Source organism: Tsukamurella sp. 8F (genome assembly GCF_029167375.1).
Taxonomy (GTDB): Bacteria; Actinomycetota; Actinomycetes; order Mycobacteriales; family Mycobacteriaceae; genus Tsukamurella.
In genome coordinates, this window is record NZ_JARFTP010000008.1 from 110631 (window position 1) to 137305 (window position 26675).

The window sequence follows — 26675 nt, forward strand, 5'->3', positions numbered from 1 at the left end:
TGGCTAGCTGAGCCTTTCCGAGAGCTGGGCCAGGAGTTCGTCTTCGCTGAGGTCGTCGTAGTCGTCGTCGGGCTCCGCTGCGTCGCCGGCGAACTCAGGCAGCACACTCGCGAGGTGTCCCGCAAGTGCAACGACCGTCGGGTAGTCGAAGACCGCGGAGGTCGGCAGGACGTCACCTACGTCGCGGGCGAGTGCGCGCGCCGCGGTCACGACGGTGAGCGAGTCCATGCCGGCCTGGAAGAATCCGGACCGTCGGTCGACCAGTTCCGGCGAGACGCCCAGGGCACCGGCGACCGCCGCCGCGACGCGGTTCTCGAGCATCTCGTAACGTCGCTCGGGATCGGCGGCGGCGAGCTCCTGCCGGAAGGCGGTCACGGCCTCGTCGGGGGCATCCGTGGCGAGTTCGTCGACGAGCCGCAACGCGGCGTGGATCCGGTAGGCGGCGGCCATGCGCGGCCAGTCGGCGGCGACCACCACGGAGCGGCCGCCGCGGGCGAGCGCCGGGCCGAGTGCGCGGATCGCGGTGTCGTCGTCCATGGGGACGAGACCGGACCCCGCGGTGGCCTGGCGCTCGAGTTCCCCCTGCCGGGCGTCCAGCGACGCCCACAGACCCCAGTTCACCGCGCTGCCGGGAAGCCCGGCCGCACGTCGCGCCGAGACCAGCGCGTCGAGGAATGTCGTGGTCGCCGCGTAGTGAGCGAGCCACCGCGAGCCCGTGAGCCCGGAGATCGACGTGAACACCGTGAAGTGGCTCAGGTCGATGCGGCGCGTGAGGCGATCGAGGATCTCCGCGGCGCCGAGCTTGGGCGCGAACATCGCGGTGACATCCCCATCGGTCATCTCCGCGAGGGTCACCGGTCCCCCGCCGAACGCGGCGAGGTGTACTCCCGCGAGCCGGGGCAGCTCGCTGCCGAACCGCGCCAGCAGCGCGGCCATCGCCGGTTCGTCCGTCGCGTCCGCAGCGGCGACGACGAGGCGCGTCCCCCGCGCCGCGAGCTCGGAGGCCAGTGCGTCGAGTCTGTCGCCGGGAGCGCGCGACACGGCGACCAGGGTGCCGACGCCGAGGCGCGCCAACTCGCGCAGTACCGCCGGGCCGAGGTTGCCGGTCGCACCGACCACCAGATGCGCACCGTCGGTGTCGATCTCGCCCTGCGGGCCGGGCGACGCCGGCACCAGCCGCGGCACATGGCGGCGTCCGGCGCGGTATACGACCTGGTCCTCACCACCCGACCCGTCCGCGTCGGCCTCGGCGCGCAGGTATCCGGCGATCACCCGCTCGGGCACCGACGCGTCGACGTCCAGCAGACCACCCCACGTCTCCGCGTTCTCGAGCGCGAGCGTCCGGCCGAGACCCCACAGTGCCGCGTGCGCGGGATCGGCGGGCTCGCCGTCGACGACGGGCTGCCCGTTGCGCGTGACCAGATGCAGGCGGGCGTGCCCGCCGGCCGCGACCGCGACGGCGACGGCGCGGGCCGCGTCGAAGAGGGCGCGCGCGGTGTGCTCGGCCGTGGAGGAACCAACCGGACGCGGGGCGAACACGACACGGTCGGCGCGCGCGACCGCGACCTCGGCGTCGATCCCACCGATCGCGAACAGATCGGTCGACATCGCGGTGCCTCCGAGCGCGTCGGCGAGCTCGGGATCGCCGACGACCAGCCAGGTCGCGGGCGCGGAACGGATCGTCGCGCTGGCGGCCGGTGCCGTCCGCTCGGGCCAGGTCAACTCGTACCGCCAGTCGGCGGGTACCCCGTCGACTATGTCGGCCGTGTCCACGTGCATGCCGGACCGAATGGATCCGGCGGCGGGAGCCGGCAGCCAATGCGGGGTCTGCCGCCAGGGCGTGGCGGGGAGACCGACGACCGGCCGGGGTGCGTCCGGTACGGACGGGTTGGCACCGAGCGCCAGCGCGGCGGCCTCGAGGGCGACCGTGTCGTCCCCGTCTCGCGACAGCGTGGCGATGGTCCGCGCCTCCGGCACCGTGTCGGTGACCGCGCGCAGCAGCGTCGGCTGCGCGCCGATCTCGACGAATGTCGAGAAGCGCTGCGCGGCGGCCTCGATCGCCTGTCGCAGTCGTACCGGCTGCCGCACGTTAGCGGCCCAGTACGCCGCGTCGACGACAGGTGTCTCGGTCTCGTTCACGGTCGAGAAGAACGGCAGCGCCGCGGGCAGGCTCTCGAGGTCCTCCAGCTCGGCCTGCAGGGGTGCGACGACCGACTGCATCAGAGCCGTATGCGACGCGACCGTCATATCGACCCTGCGCGCGAACAGGTTCCGCTCCGCTGCAGCGGCGAGCACGTCGTCGACCGCATCCACCGGGCCGGCGACGGCGATCTGTCGAACCGACGTATACACCGCGATCTCGACGCCGTCGTGCCCCGCGATCAGCTGACGCACAACGTCCTCGCCGGCCCCGATCACCGCGACCGCACCCGGCCCGGCCTCGGACATCAGGCGCGCGCGTGCGCCGATCACGCGGGCACCGTCCTCCTCACGCAGCGCGCCGGCCACGACTGCGGCGGCGACCTCACCCACGGAGTGACCGAGCACGGCCTTGGGCCATATGCCCCGGGCCGCGAGTGATTCGACGATCGCGAGCTGGAGCCCTAAGATGGCGGGCTGTACCACTGCATCACCCCGCAGCGGTCCGCCGCTCTCCAGGACCGCCCGCAGGTCCAGCCCGGTGTGGGCGGCCAGTACGGGCGTGAGGCGATCGACCGCACCGGCGAAAACCGGGTCGTCGGCGAGGAGACGGCGGCCCATACCCGCCCACTGCGATCCCTGGCCTGAGAACACGAACACCGGTGCAGCGCTGCCTATCTCCGGCACCGGCGAGACGCCGTCCCGCTGCTCGCCCGCAGCGAGGGCGCGGAGCCCGGCCACCGAACCGGCCGCATCGCGCGCGACGACGGCCGCGCCGCGCACGCCGTGGGCACGGCGGGCGAGTTCCACAGCCACCGAGCCGAGCGGTACGTCCGCCCCGGGGCCCTCGAGCCAGTCCGCAAGGCGGGTCGCCCAGGCGGCGGCGCGCGCCTCGTCGCTCCCGGACACCACGAGTGTGGTGACCGGGGTCGCGGTAGGAACCGGTGCGTCCGCCCCGACCGGCGCCTGCTCGATGACGGCGTGCGCGTTGGTGCCTCCGAAGCCGAACGACGAGATCCCGGCGCGCCGCGGGCGGCCTGTGGACGGCCACGGCAGGCGTCCGTCGGTGACCCGCAGGCGCAGCTTGTCGAACGGGATGTGCGGGTTGGGCTCCGAGTAGTGCAGCGACGCCGGGATCTCGCCCCGCCTCACCGCCAGGACCGCCTTCAGCAGCCCGACGACTCCCGCCGCACCCTCGAGGTGTCCCACATTGGTCTTGACAGAGCCGATCAGGAGCGGAGCGTCGGCTTTGCGCCCCCGGCCCAGGACGGTCCCCAATGCACGGGCCTCGATCGGGTCGCCGAGCGCGGTGCCTGTGCCGTGGGCCTCGACGTAGTCGACCTCCCGCGGCGGGACGCCGGCGGCCGCGTAGGCGGCACGCAGCACGTCCATCTGCGCGGCGGGGTTCGGAGCGACGAGCCCGTTGGAGCGACCGTCCTGATTGACGGCCGACCCGCGTACCACGGCAAGGACGCGGTCTCCGTCGCGCTCGGCATCTGCGAGCCGTTTGAGCACGACGACACCGCACCCCTCGCCACGCACGAAACCGTCTGCGGCGGCATCGAATGCCCGGCACTCACCGTTCGGGGACAGGGCACCGGAGGCGTCGAAGCCCCCGAAGACGACCGGAGACAGGAGCAGATTGACGCCGCCTACCAGAGCGGTCTCCGATTCGCCGGTACGCAGGCTCTGGCAGGCCAGATGCAGTGCGACGAGCGACGACGAGCACGCGGTGTCGACCGTTAGCGACGGGCCGCGCAGGTCGAGCAGGTACGAAACCCGGTTCGCGATGATGCTCAGCGCGCCACCTGTATTGCTCCACGCGTCCACGGCAGGCAGATCGGCCGCGCCCAGGAAGGCGTATTCCGAGAGGCAGGCGCCTATGAAGACGCCGGTGCGGGTGTGCCGCAACGAGTCCGGGGCGATTCCGGCGTGCTCGAGCGCATCGTGGGCGACCTCGAGAACCAGGCGCTGCTGCGGGTCCATCCGCGAGGCCTCGCGGACGCCGATGTCGAAGTGCTCGGCGTCGAAGCCCGCGATGTCGTCGAGCACGCCGCCCCAACGGGTGGTGCCGGCGAGCGCTGCCGCCACCTCGTTGCTGCCGTCGTCCCATGGCGCCCAGCGGTCCGGGGGCACCTCGCCGATGGCGGTGCGCCCCTCGGCGAGCAGGTCCCAGAATGCGTCCGGCCCGTCGATCCCGCCCGGGAGACGACAGCCGAGGCCCACGATCGCGATCGGGGCGTCCGCCGCGGCGACCGGAGCATCAGGCGTGCCGGTCATGGATTCCGTTGCGGCGCCGGTGAAGTACGCCGCAAGCGCGTCGATGGTCGGATGCTCCCAGAACTCGACGGGCGAGACCGGGCGACCCAGGCGCTCACCCAGCTCGCCGGACAATACGACGGCGTCCTTCGAACCGACACCGAGATCCGTGAGCGGCGCAGAGGGGTCCACGACCGCCGGGTCCGCCCCGAATCGGTCGACGATGTAACCGACCAGCCAGGCCCGCAATTCGTCGGTCGTCACAGGGCGTCCTCCTCTGCGCTCGCGAACAGGCTGTCCAGGAACGCATCTCCGTCGCCCGCGGATTCCTCGGCCGACTCGTCGGCGTCGTGCACGGGCTCCTCGGCACCGCCGGCTCCGACCCGTTCGGTCAGGTGTGCCGCCAGATCCGCGATCGTCGGGTGGTTCCAGAGCATCGTCACGGACAGCTCGGTCCCTACGAGCTGCTCGGCGTCACGGCGGATGGACATCGCCATGATCGAGGTCAGGCCGAGCTCCGCGAACGGGCGATCCGCCTCCAGCTCCGAATCGTCGAGGCGCAACTCGCGAGCGAGGATCGCGCGCAGGCCGTGCTCGAATTCGCTGCGGACCTCGTCCGCAGAACGATCCGCCCACGACGGCGCGTCACCCGCCGGACGGACGGCGTCGGCCGTCGGCCGCGGAACGAGTATCACGTGCGCGACCTCGAGGCCCTCGGCCCGGTCCCACGCCGCCAGAGCCTCCCGGGGCCGCAGCGGACGGGTACCGCGGCGTTCCAGCTCCGCGGCGACCACCGCGGCGTCGGCGCCGAATCCCGTGTCCCTCCAGGCGCCCCAGGCGAGGCTCACCGCTCGGTCACCGGCGGCGCGGCGGGCGCGGGCGATCGCGTCCAGGTACGCATTGCCGGCCGCGTAAGCGCCCTGGCCCGGGATCCCGTATGCGGCGCCGGCCGAACCGATGAGCTGCAGGAAGTCCAGCTCGCCGGGCGGAAAAGTCTCCGAGATCGCCTGCGCACCAGCCACCTTCGGCGCGAGGACCCGCCGCGCGCCAGCGGCGTCGAGGGCGGATAACAGCGACGCATCCGCGACGCCGGCGGCATGTACGACTCCTCGGACAGGCGGGGCGCCGGCGCGGTCGCGCTCCGCGACAGCGGCCGCGAGCGCGCCGGGTTCGGCCACGTCGAGCGCCACCGCATCGACGGCGACCCCTCGACGCTCGAGGGCGCGGACCGCGTCGATCCGCACCCGAACGGCGCCCTGGGCACGGTCCCACTCGGAGCGCGGTGGGAGGCCGGTACGACCGACGAGCACGAGTCGCCGCGCGCCGCGGTCGGCGAGACGCGCGGCGGCGACGAGGCCGATCGCGCCGAGACCGCCGGTGACGAGGTAGGAGGCATCGGGTCGCAGCGCCGGCGGTGCCGCAGCGGGGCCCTCGGCGGTCACGATCCCAGCGACCTCGAGGCGTCCATCGCGGAGCCGGATCGGCTCGCGGCTCGAGCCTCCTGTCGCGTGATCGACGTCGGCCGAGTAGTCGCCGCCGTCCGCGGGAAGGTCCAGGACGCCGCCCCAGCGCTCGGGGTACTCGGCGGCGGCGACGCCGGCCAGCCCCCACAGCACGCCCTCCGCGGCGTCGCCGGTTCCGTCCGCCACACCGCGGGTGATCAGCCAGAGGGGCGCCGCGGACTCGCGCCCGGCGAGTGCTGCGACCTCTGTGGCCATACGCGTCGCGGCGTCCAGATCGCTCTCGCCCTCGCGCCGGGCCGCCCGGTAGATCACCGGGGTCGCGCCCGTGGATTCAGGCTCCCACACCGTCCAGTCGCGGACGTGCACGATCTCCTCGGGAACGGCGTCGCGCTCGGAGTCGGCGGGTTCGATTGCGGCGTAGCGGACCCCGCGTATGGTCCCGTAGCGAGATCCCGCCCCGTCGAAGAGGTCGACGTCTACGACCAGCTGCTCGCCCGCACGTCGGCGCGCGACGACGGTGCCCCGCTCGGCAGGGTCGGCAGCCAGTGTCACGGATTCGACGGCCTCGGGCACGAGCAGGCGCGGGTCCTCGTCGACGAGGCGCGCGAGAGTCGCGGCCGCGTCGAGCACGGCGTCTCCGGAACCCGCGATGTCGGCGGATACGACTCCCTCCGCGTGGCGAAGCGTGGTGGCACGCCACGAGTAGGCGGTCCCCTCGACACCCCACCCGCGCGCGAGTTCCTCGAGCCGCCGCGCCAGATCCGGTGCATCTGCGAGGCCGGTTACGACGAGCGGCACGTTGTCCGGCGCTCCCAGGCGCCCCGCGATGTTGCGGGCGGCACCCTCGACGGCGAGTGAGATCGCGCCGTCGGAAGCCGTGACCTGCAGCGTCGCAGGAGCGTTCGCGGGCACCGGGCGTTCGAGCCGCACGTCCTCGACACCGAGGGCCCCGGCCTCCCCGGCTGCGGTCGCGAGCGTGCGCAGGAGCACGGACAGCGGCACCACGTCGGCGCCGTGGATGCGGTGCTCACCCGGGTAGGGACGAGCAGCGGGCGAGAAGCGCGCACGCCACAGCACCGCCGGCCGGTCACCGGCGAGTCGCACGGGGTCGCCCAGCAATGTCCCGGGTCGCGCGGAGAATCCCGCCTCGGAACGGGACTCGACCGACTCCACCCAATGTCGGGTGTGGTGCCACGGCGTGGTCGGCAGGTCGATGTGCGGCCCCTGCCGCGTCCCCTTGGGCACGGGTGCGACGGTGGCCAAAGCCGTGTGGAAATCCAGGACCTCGTCGCCGTCGCGCGACAGGGTGCCGAGCGTCCGATGCCCGTCGTTGCCGAGCGTGTCGTCGATCGAGTAGGTGAGTATGGGGTGGGGAGAGACCTCTACGAACGTGCCGTGCCGCTCGCGTGCGGCGCCCGCAGCGTCGGCGAATCGCACCGGTCGGCGTAGGTTGTCCGCCCAGTACGCGGCATCGAACACCGGCGCGGTCTGCCCCGGCTGCACCGTCGAATACACCGGGATACGCGGCGCCCGCGGCGAGATCGACGCAAGCTCCGCACGCAACTCACCCAGAATCGGATCCACCGTCGCATGATGCGACGCCACATCCACCTCCACCCGACGCGCCAACAGATTCCGCCCCGTCACCTCAGCGACCACAGCATCCACCTGCCCCGGCGCACCCGCCACCACTGTCTGCCGCGGAGACGCGACCACGGCAACGGACACTCCCTCGAAGCGTGCGATGAGGTGTTCCGCCTCTGCGGCGTCGAGCTCGAGCAACGCCATCGCACCCTGACCCGACAACTCCCGCCGCATCAACCGCGACCGCGTCGCAATCACCGTCAACCCATCCCGCACCGACAAACCACCCGACACGACAGCAGCCGCAACCTCACCCATCGAATGACCGACCACCGCATCCGGCTCCACACCATGCGCACGCCACAACGCCACCAACGCCAACTGCACACCCACCAACACCGGCTGAATCCGATCGATACCCACCACCGGCTCACCCGACTCCAACACCCCACGCAACGAGAAACCCACCACCGCAACAAAATCCACATCGATCTCATCCACAGCAGCACCAAACGCCGGCTCCGCCACCAACAACGACCGACCCATCCCAGCCCACTGCGAACCCTGACCCGAGAACACGAACACCACACCGGGGTCCACGGGGTCGAGCGGCGCGACGACGCCGGGGGCGGACGTGCCCGCCGCAAGGGCGCGCAGACCCGCCACCGCGCCGGCCACGTCGCGCGCGACGACGGAGCCCGCATAGCGGCCGCGCGAACGTCGGGTGGCGAGCTCGAGAGCCACATCGGCCGGTGTCGCATCGGCGTTCGCAAGCCAGTCGGCGAGCCGGGCCGCCGTTGCCGCCACGCGAGCTCGGGAGGCTCCTGTCACGGCGAGCCGCGCCGGTCCCTCATTGCTCTCGTGCCGTGCCGTGGGCCCTACGGTAGGCGCCTGCTCGAGCACGACGTGTGCGTTGGTGCCGCCGAACCCGAACGCGGATACGCCCGCCCTCCGGGCACGGCCGGACTCCGGCCAGGGGGTCGGCTCCGCCACCACGCGCAGGCGGTGCTCGGCGAAAGGGATATGCGGATTGGGCTGCGAGAAACCGGGATTCGCGGGGATCTCGCCGCTGCGGATCGCGAGCACGGCCTTGATCAGGCCCGCGATCCCGGCTGCCGCCTCGAGGTGGCCGAGCTGGGTCTTGACCGCGGACAACAGCAGGGGCGCCTCCGCGCGGCGGCCACGGCCGAGCACCGTGCCCAGCGCACGGGCCTCGATCGGGTCGCCGAGCAGCGTCCCGGTCCCGTGTGCCTCGACGAGATCGACGTCGCGTGGGGCGATCCCCGCGTCGGCGTAGGCGTCGCGCAGGACCGCCATCTGCGCGGCCGGGTTCGGTGCCAGGAGGCCGTTGGAGCGACCGTCCTGGTTGACCGCCGAGCCCCGGATCACCGCGAGCACGCGGTCACCGTCGCGTACGGCATCCGAAAGACGCTTGAGCACGACGACACCCGCGCCCTCGCCGCGGACGTAGCCGTCCGCCGCCGCGTCGAATGCGTGACAGCGGCCGGTCGGCGACATGGCGCCGAGCGCATCGAAACTACGTGTGACCGCAGGTGAGAGCAGAAGGTTCACTCCGCCCGCCAGAGCGAGGTCGGTCTCACCGGAACGCAGACTGCGCACGGCCATATGCACCGCGACCAATGACGACGAGCACGCGGTGTCGACGGTGACGGACGGGCCGCGCAGGTCGAACGTGTAGGACACCCGGTTCGCGATCACGCTGCCGGCTGCGCCGGTCCCCGACCAGCCGTCCACGCGACTCAGCTCGCTCGCCACGAGGTAGCCGTATTCGGTGGCGCAGGCGCCGGCATACACGCCGGTGCGGCTGTGCCGCAACGACCCCGGAACGATTCCGGCGTGCTCCAGAGCCTCGTGTACGACCTCGAGCAGCAGGCGCTGCTGAGGATCCATGCGGGCGGCCTCGCTCGGCGAGACATCGAAATGCTCGGCGTCGAAGCCCGCGATGTCGTCGAGGAAGGCACCGTGCCGCGTGGTCGCGGCGAGGGCTCCCGCCGACTCGGGGGTGTCCGCGACGAACGGCTCCCAGCGGCCGTCAGGCACCTCGCCGACCGCGACCCGACCGGAGGTGAGCAGGTCCCAGTAGGCGTCGGGGCCGTCCGCGCCACCCGGGAACCGGCAACCCAGCCCGACGATCGCGACGGCCTCGTCGGCCGATGCGTGCTGCGCAAGGCGCACATGTCCGACACCGTCGGGTGCCGGCGGCGAGGAGAGCGCAGAAGCGAGCCCGTTGACAGTCGGGTTCTCGAACAGCTCGGCCGGCGACACCGTGCGTCCCAGCAGCTCGGAGAGCTCACCCGACAGCACGACAGCGTCGGTGGAGCCGAGGCCGAGGTCGCGCACCGGTGCGTCGAGATCGAGATCCTCAGGGTCCGCGCCGACAACGTCGACCAGGTAATCGGTCAGCCAGCGCCGCAGGGCATCCTCGCCTGCGACGGCGGTCATCCGTCCTCGCCCAGCCGCTGGAAGCCGCCCGTGCGGTAGGTCTCGGCGGTCTCGCGACGGCGGGTCTTGCCGCTGGTGGTGATCGGGATCGCGCCCTGCGGCACGAGCACGATGTCCGCCGCCCGCAGGGTGTGGGCACGGGACACCGCGGACGCGACGGCGCGGCGCGTCTGCTGGACGTGCTCTGCGATCTCCTGCGGGTCCGTCGGGAGCTTCCGCAGCTCGGCGACGACGACGAGTTGCTCGGTGTCGCTGCCGGGGACCGAGATGGCGGCGGTGCGCGCGCCGGTGATGGACGTGACGGTGGACTCGATGTCGTCCGGGTAGTGGTTGCGGCCGTCGATGATGATCAGATCCTTGATCCGACCGACCATGAACAGCTCGCCGCCGGATATGACACCCAGGTCACCGGTGCGCATCCAGGGGCCCTCGGGCGTACCCGACTCGGTCTGCGCCAGCTTCGCGTCGAACACCTCGGCGGTGCGCGTCGGGTTGTTCCAGTACCCGGCCGCCACGTTGGCGCCGTGCACCCAGATCTCGCCGACCCGTTCGTCCGGGCAGACCTCGAAGCTCTCGGTGTCGACGACCCGGAAGACGGTACTGCGCTGGTGGCCCAGCCCCACCTGCTCCGAACCGCCCTCGCCCTCGACGCGCAGCGCGTAGCCCGCTGCGAGCTTCTCGTAGTCGAAGCGCACGATCGGCAGCGACGTGCCGGGCTCGAGCGACGCGACATACAGGGTCGCCTCGGCCAGGCCGTAGGCCGGCAACTGCACACCGTCGCGCAGCCCGGCAGCGGCGAACCGCTCGTTGAACCGGCGCACGGTGGCGGGCTGGACGCGCTCAGCCGCGTTCATGATCCCGTGCACGCCCGCGAGCGTCAGCCCCTCCAGGTCGGCCTCGCTCGTACGGCGCGCGGCGAGATCGAAAGCGAAGTTGGGCGCCGCCGAGTGCGCCCCCGGGTACTCGGCGAGCAGACGGATCCATCGGGAGGGCTTCTGAAGGAACGACAGGGGGCTGGTGAGGACACCGTGCCGGCCGGTGGCGACGGGCGCCATGATGCCCAGCATCAGGCCCAGATCGTGGAAGAACGGCAGCCAGGACACCAGCGTGGTGCCCTCCGGCGGGTAGCCGCCGACGTCGGCGAACTGGTCGGCGGCTATCTGCGCGACGTTGACCGCGATGTTCTCGTGCCCGACGGCGACGCCGGACGGCGTGCCCGTCGACCCCGACGTGTACTGCAGGAGCGCCAGCTTCGCGGCGGGCCGGTCGATCTCGTACGGGGCGGGCTCGTCGGTGTAGTCGAGCGCGTCGACCTCCACGACTGCGGGACGGACCCCGGTCGCAGCATTCACCGACGGCATCACGTCGCCCACCGCTGCCGTGGTGGTCAGGATCGCGGCGGCGGCGCAGTCGGCGAGCACCGACGAGACGCGCTCGTCGTGCGCGCCGAACATCGGCACCGACAGCGGCACAGCGACCATGCCCGCCTCGAGCGCGCCGAGGAAGCCGACCACGTAGTCCATCGACTGCGGCGCCAGGATCGCGACGCGGTCGCCGATTCCGCCGTGTCGGCGCAGCTCGCCGGCCACCACCCGCACGCGGGTGTAGAGCTCCGACCACGTCAACGTCTCCGCGTAGCCGTCCGGGTCGAGGTCGTAGTCCACGAACGTGAACGCCTGCGCCTCCGGCTCCGCGGCGGCACGCCGCTCCAGCACGACGGGGATGAGGGAGTCAGCGATGTGCTGGGAGTTCGACTGCTGGGGATTCGACACAGGAGTCCGCCTTCCGTTCGGGTGACGTGGGCCGCCGGCGCTCGGGCGGGGCTGGCACGCCACGTGACCGGCGCTCGTCGGCCGGTCCTTTCTGCCGCATGAATTGCAAGCAGTATGTCACGTATCGGACATTGATAAAAGAATCTCTTCCCATACCGGACGTGGGTTGTATTAACCGGCCCGGGCGTTCACGGGCCGCCACCCTGGCCGGAGCGTGCTGTCAGACGGGCCGCGCCGCGGCCCCGCGCCGCAACGTCGCCTCGATGTCCGCAGCCACGTCGCCTGCGTGATCGCCGAGGTAGAAGTGATGACCGGGGAACGATCGGAGCCCCAGGTATCCGCTCGTGCGCGCCGCCCAGCCGCTCATGCGCTCGGCAGTCGCGATCTCGTCCGTTTCACCCGAATACGCCCTGATTGCGCTTGTCACACGTCGAGCGGCATCCGGTCGGTAGGCCGTGATCGCCTGGAACCCCCGGAGTGTCGGAAGGATGCGTGCCGAGAACTCCTCGCTCCGCAGAAGCGCCGGATCCGCACCCGTCATGCGCGCGGCGGCGTCGAGCAACTCGGCGTCGTCGGCGGCGACGTCGAATCCGCTCTCACCCGGCGCCGCGCACGCGGACACGAACAGTCCGTCGACGGCACGGCCGGCGGACTCGAACCGACACGCCGTCTCGAACGCGACCAGCGCACCCATGCTGTGCCCGAAGAAGGCGATCGGCCCCTCCGCGGCGGTTGCGGGCGACAGCCGAGCCGATACCGCATCGGCGAGCGCCTCGATGCCGGTGAGCCCCGCCACGTCATGCGCTCCCCCGCGCCCGGGGTATGGAACCCCGACCACGCGGACGTCCGGTCCGAAAGCAGCGGCCAGCGGCACGTAGTACGAGGGCGATCCGCCCGCATGCGGGAAGACATAGAGCGTGGCGAGAGTGGGCACGGCCGACACCATACCTACAGGATCGGACATATCCTGCTGTCGACAGTTCACTCGCAGGAATCTCACATGTGTCAGCGGTTACGATGCGGGGGTGACGACGGTGGTGTTCGACTGCGATACGGGGATCGACGACTCGCTCGCGCTGCTGTACCTGCTCGCCCATCCGGACGTGACGCTCGAGGCGATCGTTTCCACCGCGGGAAATGTTCCGGCACAGCAGGTCTCGCAGAACAATCTGGGATGGCTCGAGCTGCTCGGGCGCGACGACGTCGAAGTCTGCCTGGGCGCCGACGCACCTCTGGCGACCCCGCTCATGACGACCGAGGAGACCCACGGCCCGCTCGGCGTCGGCTACGCGGAGCTGCCCGCCCCACGCCGGGGCGTGTCGGCCCGCCCGGGCGCCCAGGCGTGGTCGGAGATCACCCGCGCGCACCCGGGCGAGGTCGTCGGGCTGGTGACGGGCCCGTGTACCAACCTCGCGCTCGCGATCCGGGACGATCCGGGCATACCTGCCCGGCTGCGTCGCCTGGTGCTGATGGGCGGCGCGTTCCACCACCCGGGCAACACGACCCCGACGTCCGAGTGGAACGTCGCCGTCGATCCCGAGTCGTGGCATGAGGTACTGCATGCTTACGAGGCGCTCGACGGGACCGGTGTCGCGCTGCCCATCGTGTGCCCGCTCGACCTCACCGAGACCATCGAGATGACCCCCGACCATCTACTCAGACTCGCGGACAGCGCCGGCAGCACGCCCGAGGAGGTGCCCGCGGCAGATGACGCGGACGGGCTCCGGTCCGCAGCGAACAACGCGCTGGTACGGGCCGTCACCGACGCGGTGCGCTTCTACTTCGAGTTCCACCGGGACCACGACCAGGGCTACATCGCGCACATGCACGATCCCTTCGCCGCCGCCGTGGCGCTCGACCCCTCGATCGCGGAACTCCACGCGGCGCCTGTCGACGTGGAGCTCACCGGCAGCCTCACACGCGGTACGACGGTCGCCGATCACGCTCGCGTGTGGGGCCGCCCCGACACGGCCCGGATCGCGGTCGGTACCGATCCGGCGGCGTTCTTCGACACGCTCGTCGACCGGATCGGAGCCCTCGCCCGTGCCATCTGACCCCCGCGCCCCCTCTCCGTCCGCATGCTGATCTCGAAAGCGGTCGCGGAGGGCATCCGCGACGGGCGCATCACCGCACAGTTCCGGCGATGGGATGCTCCTCGAGTCAAGGTAGGCGGCACTCAGCTCACGCCCGCAGGCCTGATCCGGTTCACACGCGTGGTGCGGGTCGCCGACCTGGAGAAGGTATCCGACCGCGCCGCCCGTGCGGCCGGTATGAAGGACGCGGCCGCGCTGCGCAGGGCACTGGCTCCGCGAGCATCGGGCGGCGAGCGCCGCCCCGGAGACCGCCGGGCACGAGGGGGCGACACCGTCTACCGCGTCACTGTCGAGTGGGCGGGCGTGGATCCGCGAATCGCCCTGCGGGACAGCGTTCCCGACGATGCCGAACTCGTGGACATCGCAAGCCGCCTGGAGCGCCTGGACCGCCGGGACGCCGGTCCGTGGACCCGCGACATCCTGATCTGGATCCGCGACAATCCGCGTGTGGTGTCCAAGGAGCTGGCCGCCGAGCGGGGCGTCGAGCTGCTGCCCATGAAGGCGGATATCCGCAAGCTCAAGGCCCTCGGCCTCACCATCAGTCACGACGTCGGATACGAGATCTCCCGGCGCGGCGCTGCCTATCTGGACTGGCTCGGCTCCGCGCGGTCCGACGAGGCCTCGCCCACCAACAGGTAGGTGCGCATGACGCCTTTGCCCTTGATCTCGGAGGCGCCGCGCTCCTCGAACACGAAGCGCGTCGACAGCTGCTCCGCCATCCGTTCGGGCACCTGTATCCGCCCCACCGGCGCCGTGGACTCCATCCGAGACGCCACGTTCACGGCGTCGCCCCACACGTCGTAGAAGAACCGCTGCGAGCCGATGACGCCCGCCACGACCGGGCCGCATGCGAGACCGATCCGCAACGGGACCGTGTCGCCCCGGGCGTCCCGGAACCGTTCGACGGCCGCCGCCACATCGAGGGCGAGCGCCGCGAGCGCCTGAGCATGGTCCGAGCGCGGGTTCGGCACGCCGCTGACCACCATGTACGCATCCCCACTGGTCTTGATCTTCTCCAGACCGTGCTCCGCTACCAGGGTGTCCAGGCGCGAGTACAGATCGTTCAGGAAGGCCACCAGCTCCTCGGCCGTCTCGTTGCTCGCCCGCGTGGTGAAACCGGCGATATCCGCCATCAGCACCGAGGCCTCGTCGTACTCGTCGGCGATCACCGCGCCGCCGGACTCCTTGAGCCTGCGGACGACATCGGCCGGGAGGATGTTCTCCAGCAGGGCCTCCGACCGCTCGTACTGGCGCTCGAGGTCCGATTCGGCAACGGCTGTCTGCCGCATGCCGTACCAGATGATCGCGAGGGCGATCCCGCCCGCGCCGATCGTGTTGACCGCGTAGCTGAAGGTGAACATCCAGCGCGGCAGGTCGCTCACGTTGTACGGCACGTATATCTGCAGCAGGATGATGAGCGCGAGTCCCACGACGGCCGTCAGCACCGCGGCCCACGCCTGCTCGATGCCGGTCACGACGATGCCGCACGCGGCGGCCGCTATGAAGTAGAACGCCAGTCCCGAGCCGCTGCCGATGAGCATCCACAGCAGCGCCAGCGACGTGTACGACACGATCACGAAAACGGCGGGCGCAAGCAGCTCCGGGGTACGCGGCAGGTGGGGCATCACGAAGAACAGGAACGCGGCGACGGCGTCGACGAGGGCGATCGTCCACGGTCCCTGGTGCACGAAGGTCTGTACCACCGCGAAACCGAAGAACAGGAGTGCGGCCGCGTACGTAGCTCCCACCAGCATCCGTCGCCGAGCCCCGGCCTGGCCCTCCCGGTTCTCCCGCAGCGACGCGACCAGGTCGGCGCGTACCGGTAGCTTCGCCAACACGCGCGTAGCGTAACGCGGCCTCTCAGTGCCCGGACCGGAAGCCGGAGACGAGCACGATTCACGCCGCGCGCAATCATCGCCATCACCTTCCATCGAGGGCACAGTCGTACGCCATGACCACCTCACTCGAACGCACCACCGCAGGTGCATCGCTCACCGAACGCTTCCGGCCGGTCTTCGAGGAGATCGCGGCCGGAGCCGTCGCCCGGGAACGGGACCGCGAGCTGCCGTTCGACGCCGTCGCGCTGCTCCGCGACGCCGGGTTCACCTCGCTCCGGGTCCCGACGGAGCTCGGCGGATCCGGCGTGACACTCCGCGAATTCTTCGGCGTCCTGGTCGATCTCGCGGCTGCCGACTCCAACCTGCCGCAGGCGCTGCGCGTGCACTTCAGCTTCGTGGAGGACCAGCGCCTCGCGCGGTCCGACGACGGTGACGCGTGGCTGCGTGCGGTGGTCGGCGGGCTGATCGCGGGCAACGCGATCACCGAACCCGGTGTGGGCGCGGTCGATCGGTACCGCACGGTCCTCGTACCGGACCCGGACGGCGGGTACGTGTTGAACGGGACCAAGTTCTATTCAACGGGCACCCTGTACGCCGGGATCATCGTCGTGGCCGCCGATCTCGACGGCGAACGCGTGACCGTCCTCGTCGATTCCGAGGCGGACGGCGTGCAGCGGGTGGATGACTGGGACGGGTTCGGCCAGCGCCTGACCGCGAGCGGCACGACGACCTTCACGGACGTGCGCATACCGGCCGACCGCGTCGTCGGACCCGGCTACGGGAGCCCTGGGCCCACATACGCGACGTCCTTCCTGCAGCTGGTGCAGTTGGCCGGTCTTGCGGGTATCGCACAGCGCGCGACCGACGACATCTCCGACTGGGTGCGCGCACGCACCCGCTCCTACACCCATGCCGTGGCCGACCTGCCGCGCGAGGATCCGCTGGTGCAACAGGTGATCGGCAGGCTTTCGGCCGCCGCGTTCACCGCACGTGCGGCGGTCCTGGCCGTCGCCGACGTCCTGGACGATGTCCTGGCGGACCGGGTCGAGCACACCGAACTGCTTTCTGCCGCAGAACTTTCCGCCGCGCAGGCGCAGATCACCGTGATCGATCTGGTGCTCGAGGCCACCAGTCGGCTGTTCGATGTCGGCGGTGCATCGGTCGTCTCGGCCGATCTGCGGCTCGATCGGCACTGGCGCAACGCCAGGACCCTTGCCGTCCACAACCCCGTCGTCTACAAGTCACGCGCGATAGGCGACTACCTGCTCAACGGGACCGAGCTGCCCTACGCCTGGAGCGCAGGCCGCCGCCCCGGCAACCGACCGTAATTCTGGAGAAGGAGACCCCATGACCAGTTCCGTAGCGATCATCGGAGCCGGAGTAGTCGGCGCGACGGCGGCTCTCGCCCTCGGGGAGCGCGGCTTCGACGTCACCGTCTACTCGGACCGCACCCCGGACGAGCTTCGCGACGCCGTCCCCGCAACCGGCACGGCCGTGCTGTTCGGGCACTCGCGCGACGTAGACGTCGACCTGACCGGCGACACCTACGAGGAGGCGCCCCTGTCCACCGGCATGGCCACGCGCCTCACGTCGGGCGAGCCGGGTGAGTTGTCCGGGCTACTCGACTTCGATCCCGAGTTCGGATACGTGGCGTCGGGCATCGACGTCCGGCTGCGCGCCCACGACCGTCTGAAGCGGTTCATCGAACGGGGCGGTCGCTTCCTGGTCGACGCAGTGAGCCGCGAAAGCCTCGATACCATCGCCGCACAGCACGACCTCACGCTCGTCGCCACCGGGAAGGGCGGGCTGTCCGCGCTGTTCCCCGTCGACGAGTCACGAACCGTCTACCGATCGCCTCAGCGTCACCTGCTGGCGGCCGCTTTCACCGGCCTGGGACACGGCCCCGATGTCTTCCCGCGCAACGCTCGCACGCCGCGCACCGGGACACACAACGTGTTCAACCTGCACGCCGAGCACGGCGAGGCGTGGATCGGTCCCTACTGGCACAAGGATGCGGGCGCGACGTGGAGCTTCCTCGGATTCGCCAAGCCCGGTAGCCCCTGGGTCGAGCGGTTCGCGGCCGTCACCGACCCCGCCAGCGCGCGCGAGGCGGTGGTCGCGCTGTACCGGGACTACTTCCCCGACGACGCCCCGACCGTAGAGCAGCTCCAGGTCATCGAGCAGGATCCGCACTCGTGGCTCACCGGCGCCGTGACCCCGACCGTGCGCTCGGCCGTCGGCTTCACGTCGAGCGGGCGGCCCGTAGCCGCGATCGGCGACACCGCGATCGCGTTCGACCCGATCGCGGGCCAGGGCGCACAGACCGGGATCATCCAGGTCGCTGCACTCGCGCGTGCCGCCGCCGAGCGCGGATCCGACTTCACGGCGGAGTGGCTGCGCGAGCAGTTCGAACGGCACTGGACCGAGCGCGGGCACGCGGCCGCCGAAGCCACCCGCCTCTTCCTCGGCGACCCGGACTACGGCTTCGTCGCGGCGAAGCTGTTCCCCGCGGCACAGGAGGACGACGCGGTGGGCGCAGCGCTCTTCGGCCTGCTTTCCGAGCCCGCGCCTATCCTCGGCCTGCGCACGGACGAGGATGTGGACCGCTTCATCGCCGACGCGAAGGCGGCCGTACCCGCCTGACGGCCGACCCGAGCCCACCCCGTACGTGTGACCCGACACGCTCGGTGAGGTGGTTCACGGGTGCGGGGTGGACTCGTGCCGTCGGCGTGGTCTCACTCGCTGCCGGCACCACTCCAGCGCGCGACGTCGTCGTCGGTGATCTCCACGGGCCCCTTCTTGGGCGCAGTGATGCGGATATGGTTGCCGAACGGGTCGCGCAACGCGCAGTCGACTCCATACGGCTGCTCGGTCGGCTCCTCTGTGAACTCGACGCCCTTCCCTGACAATTCGGCGAAGGTGGCGCGGCAGTCGTCGGTGTTCAGGATCGCCGCCACTCCGAGGGCACCCTTGGTGACCAGGTCTCGCACCGCGGCCGCCGATTCCTCGGACAGGCTCGGCGGCCCAGGCACTTCCAGGAGGAGCTGCCGGTCCGGCTCGGAGGGAAGCGCGATGGTCAGCCAGCGCATGAATCCCATATCGACGTCGTCCTGGACCTCGAATCCCAGCTTCCCGACGTAGAAGTCGAGCGCCTCGTTCTGGTCGAGGACGTGTACGGAGGTGATGGCGATCGATGTGAACATGGGATCGACACTAGGGTGTCGCGGCCACATGCCGCTTCTCCGAAAGTGCTGTTCCCACGGGGCGCGTCCAGCGCCGCACGAAGCAGCCCGGCACCCCGAGCACGCGCACCGTGGCCCGGTACTCCGACGGCGAACGCCCGACTATCTCACGGAAGGTCCGGCCGAACGTCCCGATACTCGTGAAGCCCACGGCCAGAGCGACTTCGGTGACCGGATCGTCTGTATCGCGCAGCATCGCCAGGGCCCTCTCGACCCGGCGCCGCTGCAGATATCGATGCGGCGTCTCGCCGAACACCGTCTTGAACTCGCGGGTGAAGTGCGACGTAGACATATAGGCGACGGCCGCGAGCGCCGGCACGTCGAGCGGCTCCGCGAACTTCAGATCCATCGCATCCCGCGCACGCAGCAGCCGGCGGTTCGCGTCCTCCCGTGCCGTGAACACCGTCAATCGACCAGCCGCGGTGGGAATCCCCCAGTCGCGATGGGCCCCCACGTCTCGATACGGATACGGATCAGCGACTTGCCCTGGTCTCGCATCGCCTGCCGGTATTCCGCCCAGTCCGGGTGCTCCCCCGCGGCTGCGCGGAAGTACTCGACGAGACCCTCCACCGCATCCGGTGGGTCGATCACCTCGGCGACCCCGTCGACCTGTACCCACGGGTCGTTGAAGTCCGCACCGAGCGACATGAGCGAGCAGCGGCTGTCGCGCCGCAGGTTGGCTGCCTTGGCGCGTTCCGGATATGTGGAGATGAGGATGTCTCCACGAGGCCCCACCGCGTATGTGACGGGACTGAGCTGCGGAGCCCCCGACGCCCGGTGTGCGAACAGCACCCCGTTCTTCCGCGTCTGGAGGAATGCGAGCAGGCCCTCGCGGTCTACTCGGGTATTGGTGGCGATCGAGCGCGGCATGGCACCTCCTACAGTGACGTCTAACCGGCACCCTACCGCTGTGTCATGAAACGCATTGCGAGGACGTCTATCCCGTCATACAGCGGGATAGACGCCCTCGGCGCCTGCTAGGGCGTGAATCAACGTGCGGCGTGCGGTGCCCGGCCGCGCGATCGACCTGCGCCGTTGCGCGACTGTCCACCCCGTCCCTGTCCTCCGCGCGCCTGTCCTCCGCGCGCCTGACCACCGCGGCCCCGGCCGCCGGCGGAGCGCCGTCCGCCCTGCCCGCCCTGGCGCTGCTTCGGCGCGTGCTGCTGCGCGGACGCCACGGGTACCGGCTCGACATACGGGGCGACCTCGCCGACCAGCGCTGTGACCTCGTCCGACGCGACGGTCACGCGCTGCGGCTTGGCGTCGATCGAAGCCTTGCGCAGCAGGACCGATACGTCCTTCCGCTGCTCCGGCAGCACGAGGGTCACGACGTCGCCGGTATTGCCGGCGCGAGCCGTCCGGCCCGAGCGGTGCAGATAGGCCTTGTGCTCGGCGGGCGGGTCGACGTGGACGACCAGCTCGACCTCGGGCACGTGTACGCCACGCGCAGCGACATCGGTCGCAACGAGGACCCGCGCGGTGCCGCCGGAGAACGCGGCCAGGTTCCGGTCCCGGGCGTTCTGCGACAGGTTGCCGTGCAGGTCGACCGACGGAATACCGTCGGCGGTGAGCTGCTTCGCCAGCTTCTTGGCCTGGTGCTTAGTGCGCGTGAACAGGATGCGGCGACCGGTGCCCGACGCGAGCGTCCGCACCATCTCCTTCTTCGCGTCCGCCCCGGTGAGGTCGAAAACGTGGTGCGTCATCGCCTCGACGGGCGAGTTCTCGTCGTCCACGGAGTGCCGCACCGGGTCGTGCAGGAACCGTTTGACGAGCTTGTCGACACCGTTGTCCAGTGTCGCGGAGAACAGCAGACGCTGGCCGTCGTGCGGGGTCGCGGCGAGGATCCGGGTGACCACCGGCAGAAACCCGAGGTCGGCCATGTGATCGGCCTCGTCGAGGACGGTGATGTCGACCGAGTCGAGGCTGACGATGCGCTGCCGCATCAGATCCTCTAGGCGGCCCGGACATGCAACGACGATGTCGACCCCCGCCTTGAACGCGCGCTCCTGGCGCGACTGGTTGACGCCGCCGAACACCGTGGCGACCGTGAGGTCGTACGCGCCGGCGAGCGGGGTGAGGGTGCCCGCGATCTGGGTCGCGAGCTCACGGGTCGGAGCCAGGATCAGAGCGACGGGATGGCCGGGCCGGCCACGCAGACCCTCGTCGACGAGGCCGGCGACGACCGGAATCGAGAAGGCGAGCGTCTTGCCGCTGCCGGTCCGGCCGCGGCCCAGGACGTCGGCGCCTTCCAGCGAATCCGGCAGCGTGTCGGCCTGGATCGGGAACGGGGCGTCGATCCCCATGTCGGTCAGCGCGCGCACGAGGGGCGCGGGCACGCCGAGATCGGCGAAGGACGAAGAACTGGAGGTCATATGGCTGTGGTTGCCCCTTTCGGGCATAAGCGCGCCACAGCTTCGTCGCCGCGGCACGGTATCGGCGGATCCACGCCGGTGGGCGCGGACCGTTCCGCCGCAGAGAACTACCCCGTGCCGCACATGACGCGGCCGCGCGATCGAACAAGATCGCGGCGCGCTCCCGCAGTCGGCGGGTGCGCGAGTGGAAATCGTAGGCGGTCGGCACCGAAGAATGAACAGTGCCGGACCGGTCCACAATAGCGGACGGCGATCACTGATTGCGAGCAACTATCACGGACGTCACACCCGTCACGCTCCGTCGAAGGCGTCCAGCAGCTTCTGCGCCGCCAGCGCGGGTGTCAGGGCGCCGTGCCGCACGTCGTGCTCGATCTCGTCCCGCACCGCCCTCACGCCCGCCGAGTGCGTCACACGCGACAGCACCTCGTCACGCACCATCGACCAGGTCCACTCGACCTGCTGCCGCTGTCGGCGCAGGGCGAACTCCCCCGCGTTCTGCAAGGTGGTCCGATGCTTCACCACAGCATCCCAGAACTCGACGACACCCGTCCCCTCCATCGCGCTCATCGTGAGAACCGGTGGGCGCCATAGTGAATCGCGCGGATGGATCAGGCGCATGGCGGAGTTCAACTCGCGCGCGGCGACGCGCGCGTCCACCACGTGGTCGCCGTCGGCCTTGTTCACCACCACGACGTCGGCGAGCTCGAGGACGCCCTTCTTGATGCCCTGCAGCTGATCTCCGGTACGGGCCAGCGTCAGGAACGCGAACGTGTCGACCATATGCGCCACCGCCACCTCGGACTGCCCCACGCCGACCGTCTCGACGAGGACCACATCGAATCCGGCCGCCTCCATGAGGACTATCGTCTCGCGGGTGGCCTTCGCGACGCCGCCCAGCGTCCCGGATGTGGGCGACGGCCGGATGTACGCTCTCGGGTTCGTCGCCAGCGTGCCCATGCGGGTCTTGTCACCCAGGATCGACCCGCCGGACCGCGTCGAAGACGGGTCGACTGCGAGTACGGCGACCTTGTGGCCCAACGAGATCAGATGATTTCCGAGCGCTTCGATCGTCGTCGACTTGCCTACTCCCGGCACGCCGGTGATGCCTACGCGGATAGCCTCGCCCGCGTCCGGCGGCGGTGTCAGGGACAGCAGGAGTTCCTGCGCGAGCGCGTGGTGGTCGGGGCGCTTGGACTCCACGAGTGTGATGGCGCGGGCCAGGACGGCACGCTGGTCCGCGCGCACACCGTCGGCGAGCTCATCGGCCGACGGCAGCGCGGGACGCGCGGATGCCCTACCGGGGCGGCCCACTACAGCTCGTACCCCAGCCGCTCGCCCAGCCCCTTCACGAGGTCCGCCGCCGCATCGGCTATGACGGTGCCGGGCGGGAAGATGGCCGATGCGCCGGCCGCATAGAGGTCGTCGAAGTCGCCCGGCGGGATGACGCCGCCGACCACGATCATGATGTCCGGCCGGTCGACCGCCGCGAGGGCGTCACGGAGCGCGGGGACCAGCGTCAAGTGCCCGGCCGCCAGAGACGAGACGCCCACGACGTGCACGTCGTTGTCCGCGGCCTGCTGTGCCACCTCCTCGGGTGTGGAGAACAGCGGGCCGACGTCCACGTCGAAGCCCAGGTCCGCGAAGGCCGTGGCGATCACCTTCTGGCCGCGATCATGGCCGTCCTGGCCCATCTTGGCGATGAGCACGCGAGGCCGACGGCCGTCGGCCTCGGCGAACTTCTCGACCAGCTCGGTGGCCGCCGCCATCGCGCCCCCGGCGCCCGCCTCGTCCCTGTACACGCCGCTCAGCGTACGTATCTCGGCCTGGTGCCGTCCGTACACCTTCTCCAGCGCGTCGGATATCTCACCGACGGTGGCCTTTGCGCGCGCCGCGTCGATGGCCAGCGCGAGAAGGTTGTTCTCGAGTCCGCCCGCAGACGACGCCGCGGCGCGCGACAGTTCGCCCAGCGCGGCCTGCACGGCCGCCTCGTCACGCTCGGCCCGGAGGCGTTCCAGCTTCGCCAGCTGCTCAGAACGCACCTTGGAGTTGTCCACCTTGAGGACCTCGAACTCCGCGTCCTCGGCCACCTGGTACTTGTTGACACCGATCACCGGCTGCCGGCCCGAGTCGATACGCGCCTGGGTGCGCGCCGCGGCCTCCTCGATTCGCAGCTTCGGTATCCCTTCCGCGATGGCCTTCGCCATGCCGCCGGCGTCGGCCACCTCACGGATATGGGCTCGGGCGCGCTCGGCCAGCTGGTGCGTCAGGGTCTCGACGTAGTAGGAGCCGCCCCACGGGTCGATCGGCCGGGTGGTGCCGGATTCCTGCTGCAACAACAGCTGCGTGTTGCGGGCGATGCGCGCGGAGAAGTCCGTCGGGAGCGCGATGGCCTCGTCGAGGGCGTTGGTGTGCAGTGACTGCGTGTGTCCCTGCGTCGCAGCCATGGCCTCTACGCAGGTACGCGCCACATTGTTGAATACGTCCTGAGCGGTGAGCGACCAGCCGGAGGTCTGCGAATGTGTGCGCAGCGAAAGGGATTTCGGATTCTTCGCATCGAATCCTGCCACCAGCTCGCTCCACAGCAGGCGCGCCGCACGCAGCTTCGCCACCTCCATGAAGAAGTTCATCCCGATGCCCCAGAAGAACGACAGACGGGGCGCGAACCTGTCGACGTCCAGCCCCGCATCGATGCCCGCCTTGATGTACTCGACACCGTCGGCGAGCGTGTACGCGAGCTCGAGATCGGCGGTCGCACCCGCCTCCTGGATGTGGTAACCGGAGATCGAGATCGAGTTGAACTTCGGCATCTTCTGCGACGTGTAGCCGAAGATGTCCGATATGACCCGCATCGAGGGCGCGGGCGGATAGATGTAGGTGTTGCGCACCATGAACTCTTTGAGGATGTCGTTCTGGATGGTGCCCGCCAGCTTCTCGGGCGGCACCCCCTGCTCCTCGGCGGCGACCACGTACAGGGCGAGGATCGGCAGCACCGCACCGTTCATCGTCATCGACACCGAGACCGCGCTCAGGTCGATCCCGTCGAACAGTTGCCTCATGTCCAGGATCGAGTCGATCGCTACGCCCGCCATGCCGACATCGCCCGCGACGCGGGGGTGGTCGGAGTCGTAGCCCCGGTGGGTGGCCAGGTCGAAGGCCACCGACAGACCCTTCTGCCCCGCCGCCAGATTGCGGCGGTAGAACGCGTTGGACTCGGCAGCCGTGGAGAAGCCCGCGTACTGGCGGATCGTCCAGGGCTGGTTCACGTACATCGTCGGGTAAGGGCCGCGGACGAACGGCACCGAGCCCGGCAGCGAGTCGACAGGGAACCCCTCGTCGGCGACGGCGTCGCGGTCGGCTCGGGTGTACACGGGGGCGACGGCGATGCCCTCGGGCGTGTTCCACACGAGGTCCTCGGCTGCGTAGCCGTGGGCCGCGGCCGCGCCGTCGACCAGCTCGACGGTCTCCTGGCCCGTCGGGCCGGCCGGGGTATCGCCCGAGTCGAACGGAACGTCGGCGAAGCTCCCGATCCGTCCGGCCTCGAAGTCCTGCGCAGAGGTGGTCACTTACGCCCCCAACCGGTTCAGGAGGTCGCCGAGTTCGGCGACCGCGTCGATCTTCGTGTGCAGACAGCCGTCCACGCTGCCCTCGGGCAGGGTTCCGGCCGCGCCCGCGAGCAGCACACGGTCGGCGCCACCGGACCGTGCAGCCGCCGCGGCTGCCTCGCCTTCCTCCGCGTATCCGGCGTCGGACCCCGCGAGAACGGCGACCACCTCCCCGGGGGAACCGTCGACGCGTGCCGAGCCCGTAGCGGCCTCGGCCCGGTCCGCCACAGCCTCGATGCCGCCCGAGCCCAGCAGGTTGGTGACGAATGTGGACCGGCCGTTGTGCTGGGCGACGGTGCCGATCGTCACGAGCCACACGCGCGGGCGCACACCGTGCTCCTCCAGGAAGATGTCCGAGCGGGCGCGTAGGGCCTCGAACGGCGCGGCGTACGACCGGATCACGGCCCCGTTCTCGGCCGGCCCACCTGCGACGGGTGCCTCGGCCAGGTTCGGGAACTCGTTGACACCTGTGATCTCGACCTTGCGGCGGGCCACGGCGTCGTCCCGCTTCGCGGACGCCTCCGACAGCAGGCGGGACACCGTGCCGTCGGCGCAGGCGGCGGCGAGCCCGCCCGCACCCTCGATGTCCTGCAATACCTGCCATGCAGCCCGCGCGAGATCGTCGGTGAGCGCCTCGACATGCCATGACCCGGCGCCCGGGTCGAGGACGCGGCCGAGGTTCGACTCCTCCAGCAGCAACAGTTGGGTGTTGCGGGCGATCCGCCGGCTGAACGCCGCGGAATAGCCCGGCGCACCGGCGGCCAGCGCAGAGTCGAAGGGCAACGTGGTCACGTAATCGGCGCCGCCGACGCCCGCGCCGAACGCGGCCACGGTCGCACGCAGCATATTCACCCACGGGTCGCGCTGCGTGGTCGCTGCGAGCGATAACACCGCGTGTACGGGGGCCGCACCCTCGGCGGGATGGCCGAGGCGTCCGGCGACGCGAGCCCATACCGTCCGCCAAGCGCGGAACTTCGCGATACCCAGGAACTGGTCGTCGGTGACACCGAAGCGGAAGGCCAACTGCGACAGCGCTTCCGGTATCGTCAAGCCTGCCTTCTCGAGGGCGCGCAGGTAGTCGAGGCCGGCCGCCGCGGCGAGTCCGAGCTCCTGCGCCGCGGTGGCGCCGGCGTTGTGCAGGTCGGCGCCGTCGACGACGATCGCGCGCACGTCCTCGGGGCGCTCGGCCGCGGCCTTCGCGAGCCCCACGGCCTCATCGAGATCCACGTCGGAACGACCCACCACCGCGCTGGTGAGCGGCGCTGCCCCGAGATTGACGTGCACCCCTTCGGGGTCGATGCGCTCTGCACCGTCGAGGGCGGCATACAGGGCGCGCGCCGAGTCCGCGGCGGCGTCTCCCGCGCCGAGCCAAACGGGCGCGAGATCGAGTAGGACACCGCGCAGGGCCGCCGACGGGTCGCCGCTCAGCCACAGTGCGGACGCGCCCGATTCGAGGGCGCCGATCACGCCCTCCGCCTCGTCGGGCGCGAACCGCTCGGTGACCTTCCAGCCCTGCCGTACATCGCGGAGAGCGTCCGTCCCGCGTCGGAAGGGGAAGGTGCCGGGCAGCGGCGCCTCCGGGACCTCGTCGAGCGCGGTGTACAGCGGCGAGACGGCGATGCCGTCCTCCGTGCGCGCAGTCAGCGTCCCCACCGGATCATCCGGTGCATCCCCACCGCGGGACTTGGCCAGAACCGCCCCGACCGACTCGCGCCAGTCTTCATACCGTTCGGGCAGGCTCTCGCGATCCACCGCCACCGCACGCTCCTCGAGATCTGTTCGGTCTACACACCGATCACTTGGACATCCACGTGATATGGCCTACACGCTAACCCATCGGATAGCGTC

At 70.7% G+C, this 26675-nt stretch carries 16 protein-coding genes; 4 read left to right on the forward strand and 12 right to left on the reverse strand.

Annotation, left to right across the window (positions count from 1 at the left end):
• Nucleotides 1-3: 3 nt before the first annotated feature.
• From P0W64_RS08745 to P0W64_RS08760, 4 genes are all read right to left on the reverse strand, one after another.
• Nucleotides 4-4662, reverse strand: coding sequence for a type I polyketide synthase (locus tag P0W64_RS08745; RefSeq protein WP_275479697.1), 4659 nt, complete (start codon nucleotides 4660-4662; stop codon nucleotides 4-6).
• Nucleotides 4659-9908, reverse strand: coding sequence for a type I polyketide synthase (locus P0W64_RS08750; protein ID WP_275479698.1), 5250 nt, complete (start codon nucleotides 9906-9908; stop codon nucleotides 4659-4661). The genes P0W64_RS08745 and P0W64_RS08750 overlap by 4 nt, the downstream gene beginning before the upstream one ends.
• The gene (locus P0W64_RS08755; RefSeq protein WP_275479699.1) at nucleotides 9905-11680 is read right to left on the reverse strand and encodes a fatty-acid--AMP ligase; all 1776 of its coding nucleotides are present in this window, start codon (nucleotides 11678-11680) and stop codon (nucleotides 9905-9907) included. Before P0W64_RS08755 ends, P0W64_RS08750 begins: the two co-directional genes overlap by 4 nt.
• A 220-nt stretch (nucleotides 11681-11900) precedes the next feature.
• Nucleotides 11901-12614, reverse strand: coding sequence for an alpha/beta fold hydrolase (locus P0W64_RS08760; RefSeq protein WP_275479700.1), 714 nt, complete (start codon nucleotides 12612-12614; stop codon nucleotides 11901-11903).
• Between the two features lie 91 nt (nucleotides 12615-12705).
• On the opposite strand from P0W64_RS08760, the gene P0W64_RS08765 reads away from it, so the two are divergent.
• Together P0W64_RS08765 and P0W64_RS08770 are read left to right on the forward strand one after the other, a co-directional pair.
• Complete coding sequence (locus P0W64_RS08765) at nucleotides 12706-13734, forward strand: nucleoside hydrolase (RefSeq protein ID WP_275479701.1); 1029 nt, start codon at nucleotides 12706-12708, stop codon at nucleotides 13732-13734.
• 24 nt (nucleotides 13735-13758) lie between these two features.
• Nucleotides 13759-14412: an ASCH domain-containing protein gene (locus P0W64_RS08770; protein ID WP_275479702.1), complete on the forward strand. Its 654-nt coding sequence runs from the start codon at nucleotides 13759-13761 to the stop codon at nucleotides 14410-14412.
• Here the strand turns inward: P0W64_RS08770 and P0W64_RS08775 are convergent.
• A complete protein-coding gene (locus P0W64_RS08775) occupies nucleotides 14355-15611 on the reverse strand; it encodes an adenylate/guanylate cyclase domain-containing protein (protein ID WP_275479703.1) in 1257 nt (418 codons plus the stop codon). The two genes, P0W64_RS08770 and P0W64_RS08775, sit on opposite strands and share 58 nt — an antisense overlap.
• A gap of 113 nt (nucleotides 15612-15724) precedes the next feature.
• Here P0W64_RS08775 and P0W64_RS08780 point away from each other — a divergent pair, with 113 nt between their 5' ends.
• Together P0W64_RS08780 and P0W64_RS08785 are read left to right on the forward strand one after the other, a co-directional pair.
• Nucleotides 15725-16939 (forward strand): acyl-CoA dehydrogenase family protein, encoded by a 1215-nt coding sequence (locus P0W64_RS08780; RefSeq protein WP_275479704.1) that lies wholly within the window; start codon nucleotides 15725-15727, stop codon nucleotides 16937-16939.
• A 19-nt stretch (nucleotides 16940-16958) separates the two neighbouring features.
• Nucleotides 16959-18254, forward strand: a complete 1296-nt coding sequence (locus P0W64_RS08785; RefSeq protein WP_275479705.1) for a styrene monooxygenase/indole monooxygenase family protein — start codon at nucleotides 16959-16961, stop codon at nucleotides 18252-18254.
• A gap of 92 nt (nucleotides 18255-18346) precedes the next feature.
• Here P0W64_RS08785 and P0W64_RS08790 read toward each other — a convergent pair whose 3' ends face one another.
• From P0W64_RS08790 to P0W64_RS08820, 7 genes are all read right to left on the reverse strand, one after another.
• Complete coding sequence (locus tag P0W64_RS08790; protein WP_275479706.1) at nucleotides 18347-18814, reverse strand: VOC family protein; 468 nt, start codon at nucleotides 18812-18814, stop codon at nucleotides 18347-18349.
• A 10-nt stretch (nucleotides 18815-18824) separates the two neighbouring features.
• Nucleotides 18825-19256 carry an AraC family transcriptional regulator gene (locus P0W64_RS08795; RefSeq protein ID WP_275479707.1) on the reverse strand — a complete coding sequence of 144 codons (432 nt, stop codon included), beginning with the start codon at nucleotides 19254-19256 and terminating at the stop codon, nucleotides 18825-18827.
• A gap of 2 nt (nucleotides 19257-19258) precedes the next feature.
• A complete protein-coding gene (locus P0W64_RS08800) occupies nucleotides 19259-19723 on the reverse strand; it encodes a PPOX class F420-dependent oxidoreductase (protein WP_275479708.1) in 465 nt (154 codons plus the stop codon).
• Nucleotides 19724-19842: 119 nt separating this feature from the next.
• Nucleotides 19843-21225: a DEAD/DEAH box helicase gene (locus P0W64_RS08805; protein ID WP_275479709.1), complete on the reverse strand. Its 1383-nt coding sequence runs from the start codon at nucleotides 21223-21225 to the stop codon at nucleotides 19843-19845.
• A gap of 291 nt (nucleotides 21226-21516) precedes the next feature.
• Complete coding sequence (meaB, locus tag P0W64_RS08810; protein ID WP_275479710.1) at nucleotides 21517-22536, reverse strand: methylmalonyl Co-A mutase-associated GTPase MeaB; 1020 nt, start codon at nucleotides 22534-22536, stop codon at nucleotides 21517-21519.
• Nucleotides 22536-24788: a methylmalonyl-CoA mutase gene (gene scpA, locus P0W64_RS08815; protein WP_275479711.1), complete on the reverse strand. Its 2253-nt coding sequence runs from the start codon at nucleotides 24786-24788 to the stop codon at nucleotides 22536-22538. The genes meaB and scpA overlap by 1 nt, the downstream gene beginning before the upstream one ends.
• Nucleotides 24789-26585 carry a methylmalonyl-CoA mutase family protein gene (locus tag P0W64_RS08820; protein WP_275479712.1) on the reverse strand — a complete coding sequence of 599 codons (1797 nt, stop codon included), beginning with the start codon at nucleotides 26583-26585 and terminating at the stop codon, nucleotides 24789-24791.
• Between the last annotated feature and the right edge of the window lie 90 nt (nucleotides 26586-26675).

Bases quoted from the DNA above. Each gene is read 5' to 3' on its own strand.
- P0W64_RS08750 (WP_275479698.1), bottom strand. From the start codon at position 9,908: ATGACCGCCGTCGCAGGCGAGGATGCCCTGCGGCGCTGGCTGACCGAT.
- P0W64_RS08770 (WP_275479702.1), top strand. From the start codon at position 13,759: ATGCTGATCTCGAAAGCGGTCGCGGAGGGCATCCGCGACGGGCGCATC.
- P0W64_RS08780 (WP_275479704.1), top strand. From the start codon at position 15,725: ATGACCACCTCACTCGAACGCACCACCGCAGGTGCATCGCTCACCGAA.
- P0W64_RS08785 (WP_275479705.1), top strand. From the start codon at position 16,959: ATGACCAGTTCCGTAGCGATCATCGGAGCCGGAGTAGTCGGCGCGACG.
- P0W64_RS08790 (WP_275479706.1), bottom strand. From the start codon at position 18,814: ATGTTCACATCGATCGCCATCACCTCCGTACACGTCCTCGACCAGAAC.
- P0W64_RS08800 (WP_275479708.1), bottom strand. From the start codon at position 19,723: ATGCCGCGCTCGATCGCCACCAATACCCGAGTAGACCGCGAGGGCCTG.
- P0W64_RS08805 (WP_275479709.1), bottom strand. From the start codon at position 21,225: ATGACCTCCAGTTCTTCGTCCTTCGCCGATCTCGGCGTGCCCGCGCCC.